A 16,306-nucleotide genomic window follows, 5' to 3' on the forward strand; every position below is an offset into this window, starting at 1 on the left:
GCTATAAAAGAAGGAGGGCTTAGTCCTCCTTCTTTTTTTTGAACATAGTTTCAAACGCATTTCTTAGTTCATGAGCGGCTTTTTGCAAGCTCTTCTCCACATCATCAAACTTGTCCTTATTGTTATTTCTGAAGTTATTGATCTCCTCATTAAGCTTATCTCCGCTTCTCTTCAGTTCATTAATTTCGTCAGCATATTCTACCTTAGCTCTTTCTTTGGCTTTGTGAAGATCTTCTATTAGGCCATCTATGCCTTTCCCAATGTCCTGAAACATCTTCTCGGCCCGTCCTTGTTGTTCTGTTTTCATAGTTTTTGAGTTTTAAACATGATTATAATAACAACGTGAAAAACAATTTATAGTTGAATAACCTTTAGATATTACATTAGAAATCAGATGAATTATAGGCTGTTTCCATGATCTTACGAATAAGCTTATAATTGATTACAGAACTAAGCTTTTATGCTTTATATTTGTGACACTAACGATGAAGTTATTTTTTAAATATAGTGTATTAATTGGCCTTTCTTTTTTGTTAACGGTAGGATGTGCCTCCGGCAAAAAGAGAAATGGTAAATTAAAGAAAGGGAAGCCAATTCCCTGCCCTATGAAAGACTGCTAACATGAAGAAAATTATACTGGCTATTGATGGATATTCAGCGTGTGGAAAGAGTAGTACTGCCAAGGCAGTAGCTGCAGAGCTGAATTATACCTATATAGATACAGGAGCCATGTACAGAGCGGTAACGCTTTACTTTCACGAGCATCACGTTAGCCTTACCAATGATAAAGAGGTAGAAAAAGCCCTTAATAATATTGATATTACTTTTCATAACAACGCTGAAAAAGAAACTGAAACGTTTCTCAATGGCTTAAACGTGGAAGACGAAATCAGGAAGATGTATATTTCTGAAAAAGTGAGCCATGTGAGCAGCCTTGCAGCTGTGAGAGAGGCTATGGTGGCTCAGCAGCGTAAGCTAGGTAAGAAGAGCGGCATAGTGATGGATGGGAGAGATATTGGCACTGTGGTATTTCCAGAGGCGGAACTCAAAGTATTTATGTTTGCTGATGTATATGTAAGAGCAGGTCGCAGACAAAAAGAGCTCATGGAAAAAGGCCAGCTGGTAGATCTTAGTGATATCATTCAGAATTTAGAGAAAAGAGATAAGATAGATAGTACTCGTGAGGTAAGCCCTTTAAGGCAGGCCAAAGATGCTATTGAATTAGATAGTTCTTTCTTAACCTTAGAAGAGCAAGTTGACCATATTGTGAGATTAGCTCTGGGTAAGATTTTGGAAGAAAAGAAAGAAACAATTAGCGCCTAGAAACGACGCTAATTTTTATTTGTTTTAAATTATTACATTAATTTTAATTGTAGGAAAAATTGTTAATTTTGCCTCGATTTTAAAAGATGAGATTTCAATCTTAAAGTATAGCATGTCTAAATTCATCAAGCTAAAAAAGGGGTTTGATATCAACCTGGCGGGCAAAGCTGAGAAGAAGATCGCGGAAGTAGGACAACCCGAAACTTTTGCGTACAAGCCCACGAGTTTTCACGGTATTTTAAGGCCAAAATTAAAAGTTAAGGAAGGTGATGTTGTAAAAGCAGGAACTCCTATACTTTTTGACAAGACGAACGATAAAGTGCTTCATGCAGCTCCTGTGAGCGGTGAGGTAGTTGAGATCAGACGAGGAGAGAAGAGAAAAATTCTTGAGATCGTAATCTTGGCCGATAAAGAGATCGAATTTGAAAGCTTCCAAAAATATTCAACTTCAGAGTTAAGCACTTTAACTAAAGAAGCTGCCATAGAGCAAATGCTTGCTGGTGGTGTATGGCCTAACATTATCCAAAGACCATACGGAGTTATTGCTGACCCTGCAGAAGCGCCTAAGGCAATTTTCATTTCTGCATTTGACACCCATCCTCTTGCACCTGACTTTGATGTATTATTCAAAGGTCAGGAAGTTGCATTTCAGGCTGGTATAGATGTGCTAAAGAAACTTACCACTGGTACAGTGCACGTAAACATTGATGCAGATGCTGAGGTTTCTCCGGTATTCTCTCAAGTAAAGAATGCACAAATCAATAAATTCTCAGGTCCACACCCTGCTGGTAACGTAGGTGTTCAGATCCACCACTTAGATCCTATTAGTAAAGGGGACGTGGCATGGACAGTAACTCCTTTCGGTGTTATCCAAATAGGTAAGTTATTCCTGGAAGGTAAGCACGATGCTTCAAGAGTAATAGCAGTAGCTGGTTCTGAAGTGAGCAAGCCTCAATACTACAAAACTTATACTGGAGCCAGTATCAAAAAGTTTGTAGAAGGAAACCTTACTAATGATCACGTGAGATACGTGGCTGGAAACGCTCTTACAGGAGAAAAGATCGCTATCAATGGCCACTTAGGTCACTTTGATAATTTATTGACTGTACTTCCAGAAGGAGACCAATATGAAATGTTAGGTTGGATTTTACCTACCACTAAGAAGTTAAGTTTCCAAAGAGCATTCGGTCTACTTTCTTTCCTTAATCCTAAGAAAGAGTATGTTATCGATACAAATACCAAGGGTGAGCCAAGAGCTTTTGTTCAAACAGGAGTATTTGAGAAGGTAATGCCAATGGATATTCTTCCTACTTATTTATTGAAAGCTATTTTAGCTGAAGATTTTGATGAGATGGAAGCTTTAGGTATTTACGAGGTTATCGAAGAGGATTTAGCTCTTTGTGAATTCGTGGATGTTTCTAAACATGAGATCCAGGAGATTCTTCGTGAAGGAATTAATTTGATTCAATATAGTTAACAGAATATAGATTCATAGGATGAAGTTTTTAAGAGATGCACTAGATAAAGTAAAACCCCATTTCGAGAAAGGCGGAAAATGGGAGAAGTTTTACTATATATATGAAGCGCATGATACCCTACTTTTTGCTCCTAATCATACCACCAAGCCAAAAGGTGCTCAGATTAGAGATGCAATAGATATGAAACGTATGATGATGACAGTAATCATAGCTATGATTCCTTGTCTTCTATTCGGTATCTATAATGTTGGTTATCAGCATTTTTTAGCCATAGGTCAGCCCGATGCTGGTCTTCTAGACATGATTATAGTGGGAGCTATTCAGGTATTGCCTGTAGTAGTAGTTTCTTACGCAGTGGGATTAGGTGTTGAATTTGCTTTTTCTGTAATAAGACAGCACCCAATTAACGAAGGCTTCCTGGTAACAGGTATGCTTATACCTTTGGTTATGCCTCCAGATATTCCTTTATGGCAAGTGGCTTTAGCTACAATTTTTGCAGTAATCATTGCAAAAGAAGCTTTCGGAGGTACTGGAATGAACGTGCTTAACGTGGCTTTAACTGCCAGAGCGTTCTTATATTTCGCTTATCCAAGCCAGATTTCTGGTAATGTTTGGACATACATAGGAGCTGATAATCAAGCTTTAGATGGTTTCACAGGTGCTACTCCTTTAGCGCTTGGAGCTACTACAGTAGAAACTGGAGAAAAAGTAGTAACGTCATTAGCTAGTTACGGCGAAGGTTGGGCTGACGGACTTTACAGCTTTAGTAATATGTTCTTCGGTTTTATGCCGGGTTGTATTGGAGAGACTTCTACTTTAATGTGTTTGATCGGAGCTATTATCCTTATCATCACTGGTGTAGGTTCTTGGAAAGTAATAGTAAGTGTTTTTGCTGGTGCTTATGGCATGGGATGGTTATTAAACCTATTAGCTGTAAACGAATATATGGCTATGCCTGCTCACTATCACTTAGTAATAGGTGGTCTTGCATTCGGAGCTGTATATATGGCTACTGATCCTGTAACAGCAGCTCAAACTGAAACTGGAAAATGGATCTACGGTCTTTTAATAGGTATGTTAACCGTAGTAATAAGGGTATTTAACCCAGCTTACCCTGAGGGAATAATGCTAGCTATTCTATTGATGAACGTTTTTGCCCCTCTAATTGATCACTATATAGTAATTGCTAATAAGAAAAGGAGGTTACAACGTGCGACAGTCTAACGCTTATATTATAATATTCACAGTAGTCATGACCGTTGTGGTGGGTGGCTTACTGTCACTAGCTTCTCAAGGCTTAGCTCCAGCTCAAAAGAAATCTATAGAGTTGGATACCAAAACTCAAATTTTATCCTCTGTAATGGACAGAACTAAACTTGAGACCATGGAGCCAGATGCTATTTTGAAAATGTATCAAGAAAGAATTACTTCTTTAGTAGTAGATTATAGTGGTAATGAAGTAACTACAGATGAAAAAGGTGCCGCTATAAAGGCTGAGAATGTAGATATTCTGAAGAACTACAAAAAGAAGCCGGAAGATAGACTTTACCCTGTATTCAAATACAAGGCAGATGCGGCAGCTCAAGGCGTAGATGCTTACATATTACCTTTATATGGAGCTGGTCTTTGGGATAAGATTTGGGGATTCGTGGCTATGAAAAGTGATCTGAACACTATCGCTGGTGTGTCATTTGATCATAAGCAGGAAACTCCAGGTTTAGGTGCTAGAATTGCTACTCCAGAAATTCAGGGTAGATATGTAGGTAAAACTATTTTTAACGAAGGTGGAGAACTTGTTTCTGTTACTATGTTAAAAGGAGAAGGAAATGCTGACATCAGTAACCATCAGGTAGATGGTATGTCTGGTGCTACTTTAACAGGAAAAGGTGTTACAGCCATGTTAAAGAACTACCTTTCTTACTATAGCGCCTATTTTGAAAAGCTTAACGCAGGTGAAACGGCTAGCCGCTAAGGTCAGTCATATTTTTGACATCAAGAGTTTATATTATTATGAGCACTGAAACTTTAGAACAACAAAAGGAAGAAGTTGCAATCAAACCCGCTGAGGGATTGCTTTCTAAGAGAAGAAAGAGATTAGTAACTGATCCTTTAAATGAAGATAACCCGGTTACTGTACAGGTATTGGGTATATGTTCTGCTTTAGCTGTTACAGTAAAAATTCAGCCAACATTAATTATGGCTATCGCTGTAACTTTCGTTATTGCAGCTTCAAACCTTCTTATTTCTCTTATGAGAAATTTGATTCCTAACCGTATTAGAATCATCGTGCAGCTGGCAGTTATCGCTACACTAGTAACACTAGTAAGTGAGGTACTTAAAGCTTATAGCTACGATATGTACAAAGTACTTGGAGCTTTCGTAGGTCTTATCATTACAAACTGTATTGTAATGGGACGTCTGGAAGCTTTCGCCATGGGAAATAAACCTTATGATTCAGTTTTAGACGGACTTGGAAGTGGGTTCGGTTACGCATGGATCATCCTTACAGTTGCTTTCTTTAGAGAGCTGTTTGGATCAGGTTCTATATTTGACTTCAAAGTATTTGAAGCGATGCATATTGACAACTTCCCTACAAATGGTCTTATGGTAGATTCTATCGGAGCATTTATGGTGTTAGGAATACTTATTTGGGTACAGAGATCTAGAACTGGTTACGTAGAACATTAAAAAAATTAAGGATGGAATTATTAAGCATAGGAATAAAATCCATATTTATTGAGAACATGATTTTCGCATACTTCTTAGGTATGTGTTCATTTCTCGCTGTATCAAAGAAAGTTTCTACGGCAGTAGGTTTAGGTGCGGCAGTTATTTTCGTACTTACTATAACAGTTCCTGTTAACTGGCTGTTACAAGAGTATATTTTGAAGGAAGGTGCGCTAGCCTGGATCAGTGCTGATTTCGGTGGTGTAAGCTTAGAGTTTCTTCAGTTCATTATGTTCATCGCTATTATCGCTGGTATTGTACAGTTGGTAGAGATGATCATTGAAAAGTTCTCTCCTTCATTATACGGATCATTAGGTATCTTCTTACCGCTTATAGCTGTAAACTGTGCTATCTTAGGTTCTTCTCTTTTCATGGTACAAAGAGATTATACTTTATCTGAAGCTACAGTTTTCGGTTTCGGTTCAGGTATTGGTTGGATGTTGGCCATCGTTGCTCTTTCAGCTATCCGTGAGAAGTTAAAGTATTCTAATGTTCCTGATGGACTTAAAGGTTTAGGTATCACCATGTTAATCACTGGTTTGATGGGATTAGCCTTTAAATCTTTCATTGGTATTGCTATATAATAGAAACAAAAAATAAATATATTTAAAGGGTTTCTGGCAGCAGAAACCCTTTTTTTGTACGCAACTAATTACAATACATGAGCAGATTCACATTTAACAGGTTTCTTTCTTATTTCTTTAGAGGTCTATTGTTTGTGGTGCCTTTGGCATTGACCATTTACATTATCTATGAAATACTTGATTGGTTAGATAATTTAATACCAGTGAATATTCCTGGGCTGGGTATTGTGATTATTGTGGTAAATATCACTTTTCTGGGGTATTTGGCTTCTTTCTTTATAACGAGGCCATTTTTTGATCAGTTGGAGAAGTATCTGGTTAAAATACCTTTAGTGAATATTTTATATACTTCTATTAAGGACCTTATTGGTGCTTTTGTAGGAGATCAGAAGAAGTTTAATGTGCCTGTAACAGTAGCTTTTAATGACTCAGGTACGGTGCTGAAGGTAGGTTTCATTACAAGAGCAGATCTTGAGGAGATTGATTTGCCAGGTTTTGTATCAGTATACCTGCCACACTCTTATAACTTTTCAGGAAACCATTTTTTAGTAGATAAAAATCATATTAAACCATTACACATGGACGGGGCCGACGCTATGAAATTTGTAGTTTCAGGTGGGGTATCTGGTCTCGAAGAAAAAGAAGCTTAAACCATGAGAAGAAAGTTGCTTTCAGAAGGAGCGAACAAGCTTGAATATGAAATTAGGCAAATCGTTCAAAAGGCAGAGAAGGTAGCGGAGTGTGGAGTGCCAATTACGTGGGAGAACATCGGAGATCCCATTCAGAAGAATGCTGAAATACCAGACTGGATTAAGGAAATTGTTTCTGAGCTGGTCAGAGATGATAAGAGCTATGGCTACTGTCATTCAAAAGGTGTTTTAGAAACAAGAGAATTTTTAGCGGAAAGAAATAACAGGCTAAATGGCGTGCAGATTTCTGCTGACGACATTCTGTTTTTTAACGGACTTGGGGATGCTATTTCCAAGCTGTATCAATATTTGCCGCCTACTTCAAGGGTTATTGGCCCATCACCGGCTTATAGTACCCACTCTAGTGCGGAAGCGGCTCATGCTAATAGCAATGCGCTAACCTATCCATTAGATCCTGATAATTCATGGTATCCTAATCTGGAGGAGTTGTATAATAAAGTAAAGTACAACCCTAACATAGTAGGCATTCTCATTATTAACCCGGATAATCCAACTGGTATGATTTATCCGGTAGAATATCTTGAGAAAATCGTGAAAATTGCCGATGAATTTGATCTGCTTCTTATCAGCGATGAGATTTACATGGCCATTACTCAGCCCGAGATGCACACCTTGCCTTTGGCTAAGATGCTTGGTGATAGACCTGGAATATCCATGAAGGGAATATCCAAAGAACTGCCATGGCCTGGAAGTAGGTGTGGATGGATGGAATTTTATAATAGAGACAAGGATAAGGAGTTTGATCAGTTCTGTAAGTCATTAGAAGATGCTAAGACTCTTGAGGTCTGCTCCACTACCTTACCGCAAAGAGCTATCCCGAGAGTATTCTCACATCCGAAATATCAGGAATATATCATTGAAAGAAACCATCAGATATATACCAGGAATAAGCTGATTACCAGTATTCTGCAAGACGTAAAAGGGATAAGGTATATAGAAACCAAAGGAGCTTTCTACAACACTATCTTATTTGATAAGTCACTTTTGAATAGTACTCAGCAGCTAACCACTGATAATCCGGGAATTCAGAAACTGTTAGATGAGTGGATTTATCCTGAAATGGATTTTGACAGAAGGTTTACTTATTATCTATTGGCTACGAAGGGTATTTGTGTGGTGCCAATATCTTCATTCCAGTCTGATTTGTTAGGCTTCAGAGTAACTCTACTAGAGGAGAATCAGGAAATTTTGGTTAACACCTTCCAGACTTTGAAAGAAGCGATTGTAGAGTATCTTAATTCATAAATAAAAGAGGCTGTACCAAAATCATATTTGAGACAGCCTCTTTTCATTCTTTTGATCAGCTGATTACTCCTGATCCAACTAATTCTTCACCGCTATACCATACTGCAAACTGCCCTGCAGCCACGGCTTTCTGAGGGGAGTCAAAGATTATGTATAAGCCATCATCATGCATATACAGATGGGCTTTTTCCAGGTCTTGTCTGTACCTGATCCTCACCATATACTCTTTATCTTCACCAGGCTGAAGTACCATGTCTGGGCGAACCCAATGTACATCTTCAGGAGCTATTCTCAATCCTTTTCTATATAAGCCAGGATGATCTTCACCCTGACCTGTATAGATCACATTTTCTTCTGTATCAGTCTCTATAATGAATAAAGGCTTAGGAGTTCCTCCAATATTCAATCCTTTTCTTTGACCAATGGTAAAATAGTGAGCACCACTGTGTTCTCCAACCACGCGGCCATCAGCCTGCTCGTAGCTAAAACCAGTGGTTAGCTTTTGTAATGTTTCCTTTTCAGCACCATTCAGCTCCACCTGCGATGGATGGTTGACGTAATTGGAAGCATCTGCACCCACTTCAATGACTACACCTTTTTTAGGTTCTAACTTCTGCTGTAAAAACTCAGGTAGACGCACTTTACCTATAAAACACAAGCCTTGACTGTCCTTTTTATCGGCAGTGACTAAATCTTGTTCTTTAGCTATACGTCTTACTTCTGGTTTTTCCAGTTCGCCAATAGGGAAGAGGGCCTGAGATAATTGCTCCTGTGTAAGCTGACATAAGAAATAGCTTTGATCCTTATTCTTATCCTTACCGGCCAAAAGCTGATATGTGGGTTTGCCATCCACTTCTGTTTCTCCTCTTCGGCAGTAATGACCTGTTGCTATAAAATCAGCATTAAGCTTTTTGGCTGCCTTTAAGAAGATATCAAATTTAATTTCTCTATTACAAAGCACATCAGGGTTGGGAGTACGTCCTTTTTGGTACTCGTCAAACATATAGTCTACTATGCGCTCTTTATACTGCTCACTTAAGTCAATAGCCTGAAAGGGAATGCCCAGTTTCTGAGCTACTATCATAGCATCATTGCTATCCTCCAGCCAAGGGCATTCGTTGCTAATGGTAACACTGTCGTCATGCCAGTTTTTCATGAACATGCCTATTACCTCATATCCTTGCTCCTTTAGCAGATAAGCAGCTACACTGCTATCTACCCCGCCTGACATACCTACAACTACTCTTTTCATAATGCAAAATTAGGTCTTTTTAGCCACTTTATTAATACACTGATTATCTAGATAAAGGTTTCAAAGCTATCCTATTAATTTGATTTTGGATATTTTCCCCCACTTCCACCCACCACCCCCAAATGCCCACTTTTCCTCCCACTTCCTCCCACAGTGTGCTTAAATGATTCGCATTCGATGAAAATTCTGGCATATTTGCAGAAAATATCATTCCCAGGCCTTAATCAATAGTTTTTGATCTGCATTAAAATGAGCTTTTCCCAGGCCTTATTACCCAAATTTTAATTTTGATGTAAGAAAATGTGAAAAAGTGGAGGAAAGTGGAAGAAAGTGGTGGGATATGTCAAATTATTTTCTAGCTTTGTTTATTAGAATCCAAGTATACCGTCCGCAATGGCATTTTTCACAAGTGAATATGAGTGCAAGATTGATGCTAAAGGTAGGCTAGTTTTACCAGCAAAAATCAAAGCAAATTTACCAGAATCCTCTGGTAATGAGCTCGTTGTGCGACGAGGTTTTGAACCGTGCTTGATTCTTTACCCCATGGTAGAATTCAAAAAAATCTACTCTAAAATCGCTGGATTGAATGAATTTAATGAGGAGTACAGGAAGTTGCAGCGTAATTTCTTCAGGGGTAGTTCTGTTGTTGAGCTTGATAATTCTGGGAGATTTCTCATACCTAAACTAATGATGGGTTATGCCGGCCTGCAGAAAGATGCAGTGGTGGTAGGTATGGGTAATAAAGTGGAAATATGGGATCCTGAAAAATACGAAGAGCATCTTATCAGTGATCCTGGTGAGTTCTCTAAGTTGGCTCAGAAATATTTAGATGATTAAAATTGGCTGGTAGCGAAAGCTTTTGGCTGTAAATAAAAATTATTAACAAATGCCTGAAGCTTAGTTGCTTAAGGTAATAACTGGAAAATTGGATGAGTTATCATGATCCGGTAATGCTGACAGAGTGTATTGAGGCACTAAACATTAAGCCCAACGGGGTTTATGTGGATTTGACTTTTGGCGGTGGGGGGCACTCTAAAGAGATTTTGAAAAAGCTTGACGGCGGACACTTATACAGCTTTGATCAGGATCAGGATGCTAAACTCAACGCAGAAAATATAGATACAAGTTCTTTTACATTTATTGAAGGAAACTTCAGGCATCTCAGAAGATACCTCAAAATGCACGGCGTAAAGACCGTGGATGGTATTTTGGGTGATTTAGGTATTTCTTCACATCAGATAGACGCTGCTGAGCGTGGCTTTTCAACTCGTTTCGAGGCGGAATTGGATATGCGAATGGATCAATCAGCCACCAAGAGCGCTAAGGATGTTTTGAATACTTATAGCCAGGCAGAGCTGCATCGCATATTAGGAATGTACGGTGAGGTGAAAAATGCAAAAACGTTAGCCGCTGCTATAGTGGCCAGGCGCACCAATGCTGAGATAAATACGGTGAACGAGCTTAAAGAAGTTTTAAGTAAGTACACTAAAAGAGGTAAGGAAAACAGGTATTACGCTCAGGTTTTTCAAGCCATAAGAATAGAAGTGAACGAAGAGTTGAAAGCGCTGGAAGAAGCTTTAGAGCAAAGTGCTGAGATGCTTGATATAGATGGGAGGTTAGTCATTATGTCTTATCATTCTTTGGAAGATAGAATAGTGAAAAACTTCATTGCAAAAGGAAAGATGACAGGTGAGGTGGAGAAAGATTTTTACGGTAACGTAATAAGGCCACTAGAACCTGTAAACCGAAAGCCAATAGTGGCTGGGGCAGAAGAAATAGAGAGGAATAATAGAGCGCGTAGCGCCAAGTTGAGAATAGGAAAGAAAATTTAATATGGCATCTAATAGCTATAGATTAAAACAAGGAGAGGCTGGAAAAGGTAGCATTTTTTCCAGGTTGGAAAAGTGGGTCCGTATAGACACCGCTTTTCAACATGGGCTACCAGTGAAGTTCTTACCTCACGTGTTGTTTGTAACGGCTATTGGCATTTTCTATATAGGAAACAGCCATTATGCTGAAAAAAATGTAAGAAAGATTGACCGCCTAAAAACCGAAGTGGAAGATCTAAGGGCTGATTATACCACGCTGAAAGCGGATTATATGAAGGCCAGCAAGCAGTCTGAGGTGGCAGCAAATGTTAAGAAATTAGGTTTAAAAGAAAGTTTACAACCTCCTGAAAAAATAGTGATAGAGGAAGAGTGAATATTAAGAAGTCCATATTATTAAGAGTAAGAGTAGCGTTTCTATTAGTTGCGCTTTTTGCTATTGCAATAGTAGTGAAAACGGGACTTATACAGTTTGCTGAAGGGGAGAAGTGGACTGAGATGGCAGAGCAAATAAACGTGAAGTACAAAACAGTGAAGGCTACCAGGGGTAATATCTACTCTGATAACGGAAGCCTGCTAGCTACCTCTTTGCCTTTTTATAAGCTTGCTTTTGATGCTACCATTTCTAATGAAGAAGTTTTTAACCAGGGAGTAGATTCTCTGGCTTATTTGCTTTCAAACTTTTTTAGAGACGAGTCTAAAGATACCTACAAGAGAAAGCTTAAAAATGCTCGCGCAAAAAATCGTCAGTATTTGGTGTTGAATCGAAAAATGGTGGGATATCAGGATAAAAAGAAGATGTCTCAGTGGCCCATTTTCAGACAAGGCCAAATGAAAGGTGGCGTAATATTCGAGAAAATTGATAGAAGATTTCATCCTTTTGATAACCTAAGCAGAAGGACTATTGGCTTTATAAATGAGAATAGTAGAGGAGCCGGTCTTGAATACAGTTTTAACGAGCAGTTGGCAGGAAAAGATGGAGAAGCATTATATCAAAAGTTAGCTGGTGGTGGTGAGAAGCCTCTTTTTGATAGCAATGATGTGAAAACTGAAAATGGTTATGATATCGAGACTACAATTGATATCAACCTTCAGGATGTAACAGAAACAGCGCTTTTAAGAGCTCTTGAGCATCATAATGCTGACTATGGCGTGGTGGTAGTAATGGAAGTGGCTACCGGAGAGATCAAGGCTATTTCAAATCTGAGCAAAAGCAAGAGTGGCTACTATCATGAAAGATATAACTACGCTGTAGGTGGACTTAGAGAGCCAGGGTCAACTTTCAAATTAGCAACCATGATTGCTCTATTGGAAGATACAAACATCTCATTGTCAGATAGTATTGATACAGGAAATGGGGTGCTGCAGTTTTATAAAAACACTGTAAAAGATCATGAGCAGGGTGGTTATGGAACCATTACTGTGCAGCAGGCTTTTGAAAAATCATCTAACGTGGCCATGGCTAAGTTAGTAGATAAGCACTTTGGGTTAGATCCGGATAGGTTCCTGTCTTATATCGATCACTTGGGTTTATCGCAGCCGCTTGGTCTTCAGATCAAAGGAGAAGGTATTCCGAAGATAAAAAGGCCAAATGATAAAAGCTGGAGTGGTATCACTTTGCCGTGGATGGCTTATGGCTATGGTTTGGAGTTAACTCCTATTCAGTCGCTGGCACTTTATAATGCCGTGGCTAATGATGGAAAATTGATCAAGCCTATTCTGGTTAAGAAAATTAGAAGAGCTGATAAAGTGCTCGAAGAGTACAATACAGTGGTGCTAAACAAAAAAATATGCTCTGATGAGACGCTGGAAAAGCTAAAGATAATGCTTGAAGGTGTGGTGGAAAGAGGTACTGCAGAAAATATTAATAACAGCTACTATAAAATAGCTGGTAAAACGGGTACAGCCCAGATTTTGGACAAAGGAAAATATACCAAACGATACCTTACCTCTTTTGCAGGTTATTTTCCGGCAGATGAGCCTAGATATAGTGCAATTGTACTTATTAAAAACCCACAAGGGTACAAGCAATATGGTAGCAGCGTGGCGGCGCCAGTATTTAAAGAAATAGCGGATAACATCTATTCCAGAGATATTGATATGCATAAGCCAATGCCTAAAGAGTATATCGCTGAAGAAGATGTGTTTCCGGTTATCAAATCAGGTAATTACGAAGAGTTGAGCCTGGTATGTAATGAGTTAGGAATTAAAAACCTAAGAGGAAACAGCGTAGAAGATTGGGTAACTACTGCCGCCCAGGGAGATTCTATCTTATGGAAAGACAACAGCGTGAGCACCAAGTTTGTGCCCAACGTAAAAGGAATGACTTTAAGAGATGCACTTTACTTGTTAGAAAGCTGCGGACTTAGAGTAAATATAAAAGGAAAGGGTAGAGTGAGTAAGCAGTCTCAGTACCCTGGAAGTAAAGTATTGAGAGGAAGCACAGTAACCATAGAATTGAGTTAATGCCTGTTTTAAAAGACATATTATATAAAGTATCATTAGTTTCTACCTCTGGAGATATGGAGCGAGAGGTGAAATCTATTGCCTTCGATTCCCGAAAGGTAGAAGAGGATACTTTGTTTGTGGCTATCAAAGGCACTCAGTCAGATGGGCATGAATTCATTGAAAAGGCCATTGCTTCAGGTGCTACGGTAGTGGTATGTGAAGAGATGCCTGGTGAGATTAACCCTGCTGTAACTTATGTGGCGGTAGCTGATAGCTCCAGAGCTTTAGGCTTCATTTCTTCTAATTTTTATGGTGAGCCATCTACCAAGCTAAAGCTGGTAGGTGTTACCGGTACCAATGGAAAAACCACAGTAGCTACCTTGCTTTTCAACCTATATGTAAAAATGGGTTATAAAACAGGTTTGCTATCTACTGTAAATAATAGAATAGGTGATGAAATTATTCCTTCATCACACACTACGCCTGATGCTTTGAGCTTAAATCAGCTTTTAGCTAAGATGGTGGAGAGCGGCTGTGAATATGCTTTTATGGAGGTGAGTTCTCATGCCATTCAGCAGGAGCGCATCGCTGGTCAGTTGTTCGCGGGAGCTATTTTTACCAATATCTCTCATGATCATTTAGACTACCATAAAACCTTTGATGCTTACATTTCTGCTAAGAAAAAGCTGTTTGATGATTTGCCATCTACTGCTTTTGCTTTGGTAAATGTAGATGACAAGAGAGGTCGTATCATGTTGCAAAACACGAAGGCTACTAAAAATACATTTGCACTAAAAAGTGTAGCTGAGTTCAAGGGTAAAATGATAGCGAATACCCTCCAAGGCCTTGAAATGGACATCAATAACAAGAATGTTTGGTTCAGACTTATTGGTGATTTTAATGCTTATAACCTACTAGCGGTATATGCTACTTCAGTGCTGTTGGGTAAGGATGCTGATGAGGTTTTAACTCAGTTATCAGTGCTGGAAGGTGCCCCGGGAAGATTTGAGCAAGTGATATCACCATCTAAGATAACCGCAATAGTGGATTATGCCCACACACCAGATGCATTGCAAAATGTGCTGGAGACCATCAATAACTTCCGAACTGGAAATGAAAGGGTGATCACCGTGGTTGGTTGTGGTGGTAATAGAGATAAAACAAAGAGACCTTTAATGGCCTCTATTGCTTGTAAGCTGAGTGACAAAGTGATCCTTACTTCTGATAATCCCAGAAATGAAGATCCTATGGAGATCATTAAGGACATGCAGGAAGGTGTAGGTCCTGTAGATTATAAGAAAACAGTTGTAATTGCTGACAGAGAAGAGGCTATTAAAACCTCATGTATGCTGGCAGGTGAAAATGATATTATTCTGGTGGCCGGTAAAGGCCATGAAACATATCAGGAAATAAATGGAGTGAAGCATCCCTTTGATGATAAAGAGGTGCTGAGTAGAATGTTGAACTTATTTGCTAACTGAGATAGATGTTATACTATATTTTTGATTATCTGGAGAAGAATTTTGACCTCATCGGGGCGAGTGTATTCCAGTACATTTCGTTTCGGGCAGGTATGGCTGCGGTCATTTCTCTATTAATCACTATCACTTTTGGTAAAAAGCTTATCAACTTCCTGAGAAGAAAGCAGGTAGGAGAGACCGTGCGTGACTTAGGTTTAGAAGGGCAAATGGAGAAGAAGGGTACGCCTACCATGGGTGGTATCATCATTCTCAGCGGAATACTGGTTCCGGTTTTACTTTTTTCTAAGCTGGATAACATTTATGTAATCCTTCTCATAGTAGCTACCGTCTGGTTAGGACTTATTGGCTTTTTAGATGATTATATCAAAGTATTTAAAAAGAACAAAGAAGGACTTGCAGGCCGATTTAAGATAGTAGGGCAGATTGGAATAGGCCTTATTGTTGGGCTCACACTTTATTTTAATGATGATGTGGTGATCAGAGAATATTCTGATACTGCTACCATTGAAAACAATGAAATAGTGAGAGAATATGAAGAGGTAAAGTCAACTAAGACTACGGTGCCTTTCTTCAAAAATAATGAGCTGGATTATGATGAGGTATTCTCCTTTTTAGGGCATGATTTTACATGGGCCATTTATGTGCTTATTGTAATCTTCATCATTACGGCAGTATCTAATGGAGCTAACATTACTGATGGTATAGATGGTCTGGCGGCAGGAACCTCCGCCATTATAGGGCTCACCCTAGCCATTTTTGCCTATATATCAGGCAGGGTGGATTTTAGTACTTATCTCAATATCCTTCACATTCCTAACCTAAGTGAAGTGGTAATTTTCTGTACCGCTTTTGTAGGAGCTTGTTTAGGGTTTTTGTGGTATAACTCATATCCGGCGCAGGTTTTTATGGGTGATACAGGAAGCCTTTCATTAGGAGGTATCATAGCAGTAATTGCCCTTGTAGTAAGAAAAGAATTGATGATTCCATTGTTGTGTGGAGTCTTTTTGATAGAGAATTTATCAGTGATTTTACAGGTGTCTTATTTCAAGTACACCAGGAAGAAATACGGTGAAGGTAGACGGATATTTTTAATGTCTCCACTACATCACCACTATCAAAAGAAAAATTTACATGAGGCAAAAATTGTCACCAGATTCTGGATAGTAGGTATCCTGTTGGCCATACTTAGTTTGGCCACATTGAAGCTGAGATAATTTGTGCTGAAGAAAGGT

Annotated in this window: 16 protein-coding genes; 14 read left to right on the top strand and 2 right to left on the bottom strand. The window is 38.9% G+C overall.

Going from position 1 to position 16,306, the window contains the following annotated elements:
- Positions 1-19: 19 nt before the first annotated feature.
- Positions 20-307 (bottom strand): sll1863 family stress response protein, encoded by a 288-nt coding sequence (locus LVD16_RS08285; protein WP_233773460.1) that lies wholly within the window; start codon positions 305-307, stop codon positions 20-22.
- A 314-nt stretch (positions 308-621) separates the two neighbouring features.
- Between LVD16_RS08285 and cmk the strand changes: the two genes are divergently transcribed.
- From cmk to LVD16_RS08325, 8 genes are all read left to right on the top strand, one after another.
- Positions 622-1,323 carry a (d)CMP kinase gene (gene cmk, locus LVD16_RS08290; RefSeq protein WP_233773461.1) on the top strand — a complete coding sequence of 234 codons (702 nt, stop codon included), beginning with the start codon at positions 622-624 and terminating at the stop codon, positions 1,321-1,323.
- Positions 1,324-1,435: 112 nt separating this feature from the next.
- Positions 1,436-2,800, top strand: coding sequence for a Na(+)-translocating NADH-quinone reductase subunit A (locus LVD16_RS08295; protein ID WP_233773462.1), 1,365 nt, complete (start codon positions 1,436-1,438; stop codon positions 2,798-2,800).
- Between the two features lie 19 nt (positions 2,801-2,819).
- Positions 2,820-4,025, top strand: coding sequence for an NADH:ubiquinone reductase (Na(+)-transporting) subunit B (locus LVD16_RS08300; protein WP_233773463.1), 1,206 nt, complete (start codon positions 2,820-2,822; stop codon positions 4,023-4,025).
- Positions 4,026-4,053: 28 nt separating this feature from the next.
- Positions 4,054-4,773, top strand: coding sequence for an NADH:ubiquinone reductase (Na(+)-transporting) subunit C (nqrC, locus tag LVD16_RS08305; protein WP_233773464.1), 720 nt, complete (start codon positions 4,054-4,056; stop codon positions 4,771-4,773).
- A gap of 38 nt (positions 4,774-4,811) precedes the next feature.
- The gene (locus LVD16_RS08310) at positions 4,812-5,489 is read left to right on the top strand and encodes an NADH:ubiquinone reductase (Na(+)-transporting) subunit D (protein ID WP_233773465.1); all 678 of its coding nucleotides are present in this window, start codon (positions 4,812-4,814) and stop codon (positions 5,487-5,489) included.
- 11 nt (positions 5,490-5,500) lie between these two features.
- The gene (gene nqrE, locus LVD16_RS08315; RefSeq protein ID WP_233773466.1) at positions 5,501-6,112 is read left to right on the top strand and encodes an NADH:ubiquinone reductase (Na(+)-transporting) subunit E; all 612 of its coding nucleotides are present in this window, start codon (positions 5,501-5,503) and stop codon (positions 6,110-6,112) included.
- Between the two features lie 77 nt (positions 6,113-6,189).
- Positions 6,190-6,762 carry a DUF502 domain-containing protein gene (locus LVD16_RS08320; RefSeq protein ID WP_233773467.1) on the top strand — a complete coding sequence of 191 codons (573 nt, stop codon included), beginning with the start codon at positions 6,190-6,192 and terminating at the stop codon, positions 6,760-6,762.
- A 3-nt stretch (positions 6,763-6,765) separates the two neighbouring features.
- Positions 6,766-8,067 (top strand): pyridoxal phosphate-dependent aminotransferase, encoded by a 1,302-nt coding sequence (locus LVD16_RS08325; protein WP_233773468.1) that lies wholly within the window; start codon positions 6,766-6,768, stop codon positions 8,065-8,067.
- Positions 8,068-8,122: 55 nt separating this feature from the next.
- Here the strand turns inward: LVD16_RS08325 and mnmA are convergent, their stop codons facing one another.
- Complete coding sequence (mnmA, locus tag LVD16_RS08330; RefSeq protein ID WP_233773469.1) at positions 8,123-9,319, bottom strand: tRNA 2-thiouridine(34) synthase MnmA; 1,197 nt, start codon at positions 9,317-9,319, stop codon at positions 8,123-8,125.
- Between the two features lie 393 nt (positions 9,320-9,712).
- Here mnmA and mraZ point away from each other — a divergent pair, with 393 nt between their 5' ends.
- From mraZ to mraY, 6 genes are all read left to right on the top strand, one after another.
- Positions 9,713-10,156 carry a division/cell wall cluster transcriptional repressor MraZ gene (mraZ, locus tag LVD16_RS08335; protein ID WP_233773470.1) on the top strand — a complete coding sequence of 148 codons (444 nt, stop codon included), beginning with the start codon at positions 9,713-9,715 and terminating at the stop codon, positions 10,154-10,156.
- Positions 10,157-10,248: 92 nt separating this feature from the next.
- A complete protein-coding gene (rsmH, locus tag LVD16_RS08340) occupies positions 10,249-11,151 on the top strand; it encodes a 16S rRNA (cytosine(1402)-N(4))-methyltransferase RsmH (RefSeq protein ID WP_233773471.1) in 903 nt (300 codons plus the stop codon).
- 1 nt (position 11,152) lies between these two features.
- Entirely contained in the window at positions 11,153-11,521 is a 369-nt protein-coding gene (locus LVD16_RS08345) for an FtsL-like putative cell division protein (RefSeq protein WP_233773472.1), read from the top strand.
- Positions 11,518-13,611, top strand: coding sequence for a PASTA domain-containing penicillin-binding protein (locus LVD16_RS08350; protein ID WP_233773473.1), 2,094 nt, complete (start codon positions 11,518-11,520; stop codon positions 13,609-13,611). The genes LVD16_RS08345 and LVD16_RS08350 overlap by 4 nt, the downstream gene beginning before the upstream one ends.
- Entirely contained in the window at positions 13,611-15,074 is a 1,464-nt protein-coding gene (locus LVD16_RS08355) for a UDP-N-acetylmuramoyl-L-alanyl-D-glutamate--2,6-diaminopimelate ligase (protein WP_233773474.1), read from the top strand. Before LVD16_RS08350 ends, LVD16_RS08355 begins: the two co-directional genes overlap by 1 nt.
- 5 nt (positions 15,075-15,079) lie before the next feature.
- Positions 15,080-16,288, top strand: coding sequence for a phospho-N-acetylmuramoyl-pentapeptide-transferase (mraY, locus tag LVD16_RS08360; protein ID WP_233773475.1), 1,209 nt, complete (start codon positions 15,080-15,082; stop codon positions 16,286-16,288).
- Positions 16,289-16,306: the final 18 nt, after the last annotated feature.

The organism is Fulvivirga ligni (assembly GCF_021389935.1).
GTDB classification, from domain to species: domain Bacteria; phylum Bacteroidota; class Bacteroidia; order Cytophagales; family Cyclobacteriaceae; genus Fulvivirga; species Fulvivirga ligni.

Excerpts from the sequence above, each read along its gene's own strand:
- LVD16_RS08285 (WP_233773460.1), bottom strand. The coding sequence starts at position 307 with ATGAAAACAGAACAACAAGGACGGGCCGAGAAGATGTTTCAGGACATT.
- cmk (WP_233773461.1), top strand. The coding sequence starts at position 622 with ATGAAGAAAATTATACTGGCTATTGATGGATATTCAGCGTGTGGAAAG.
- LVD16_RS08295 (WP_233773462.1), top strand. The coding sequence starts at position 1,436 with ATGTCTAAATTCATCAAGCTAAAAAAGGGGTTTGATATCAACCTGGCG.
- LVD16_RS08300 (WP_233773463.1), top strand. The coding sequence starts at position 2,820 with ATGAAGTTTTTAAGAGATGCACTAGATAAAGTAAAACCCCATTTCGAG.
- nqrC (WP_233773464.1), top strand. The coding sequence starts at position 4,054 with ATGACCGTTGTGGTGGGTGGCTTACTGTCACTAGCTTCTCAAGGCTTA.
- LVD16_RS08310 (WP_233773465.1), top strand. The coding sequence starts at position 4,812 with ATGAGCACTGAAACTTTAGAACAACAAAAGGAAGAAGTTGCAATCAAA.
- nqrE (WP_233773466.1), top strand. The coding sequence starts at position 5,501 with ATGGAATTATTAAGCATAGGAATAAAATCCATATTTATTGAGAACATG.
- LVD16_RS08320 (WP_233773467.1), top strand. The coding sequence starts at position 6,190 with ATGAGCAGATTCACATTTAACAGGTTTCTTTCTTATTTCTTTAGAGGT.
- LVD16_RS08325 (WP_233773468.1), top strand. The coding sequence starts at position 6,766 with ATGAGAAGAAAGTTGCTTTCAGAAGGAGCGAACAAGCTTGAATATGAA.
- mnmA (WP_233773469.1), bottom strand. The coding sequence starts at position 9,319 with ATGAAAAGAGTAGTTGTAGGTATGTCAGGCGGGGTAGATAGCAGTGTA.
- mraZ (WP_233773470.1), top strand. The coding sequence starts at position 9,713 with ATGGCATTTTTCACAAGTGAATATGAGTGCAAGATTGATGCTAAAGGT.
- rsmH (WP_233773471.1), top strand. The coding sequence starts at position 10,249 with ATGAGTTATCATGATCCGGTAATGCTGACAGAGTGTATTGAGGCACTA.
- LVD16_RS08345 (WP_233773472.1), top strand. The coding sequence starts at position 11,153 with ATGGCATCTAATAGCTATAGATTAAAACAAGGAGAGGCTGGAAAAGGT.
- LVD16_RS08355 (WP_233773474.1), top strand. The coding sequence starts at position 13,611 with ATGCCTGTTTTAAAAGACATATTATATAAAGTATCATTAGTTTCTACC.
- mraY (WP_233773475.1), top strand. The coding sequence starts at position 15,080 with ATGTTATACTATATTTTTGATTATCTGGAGAAGAATTTTGACCTCATC.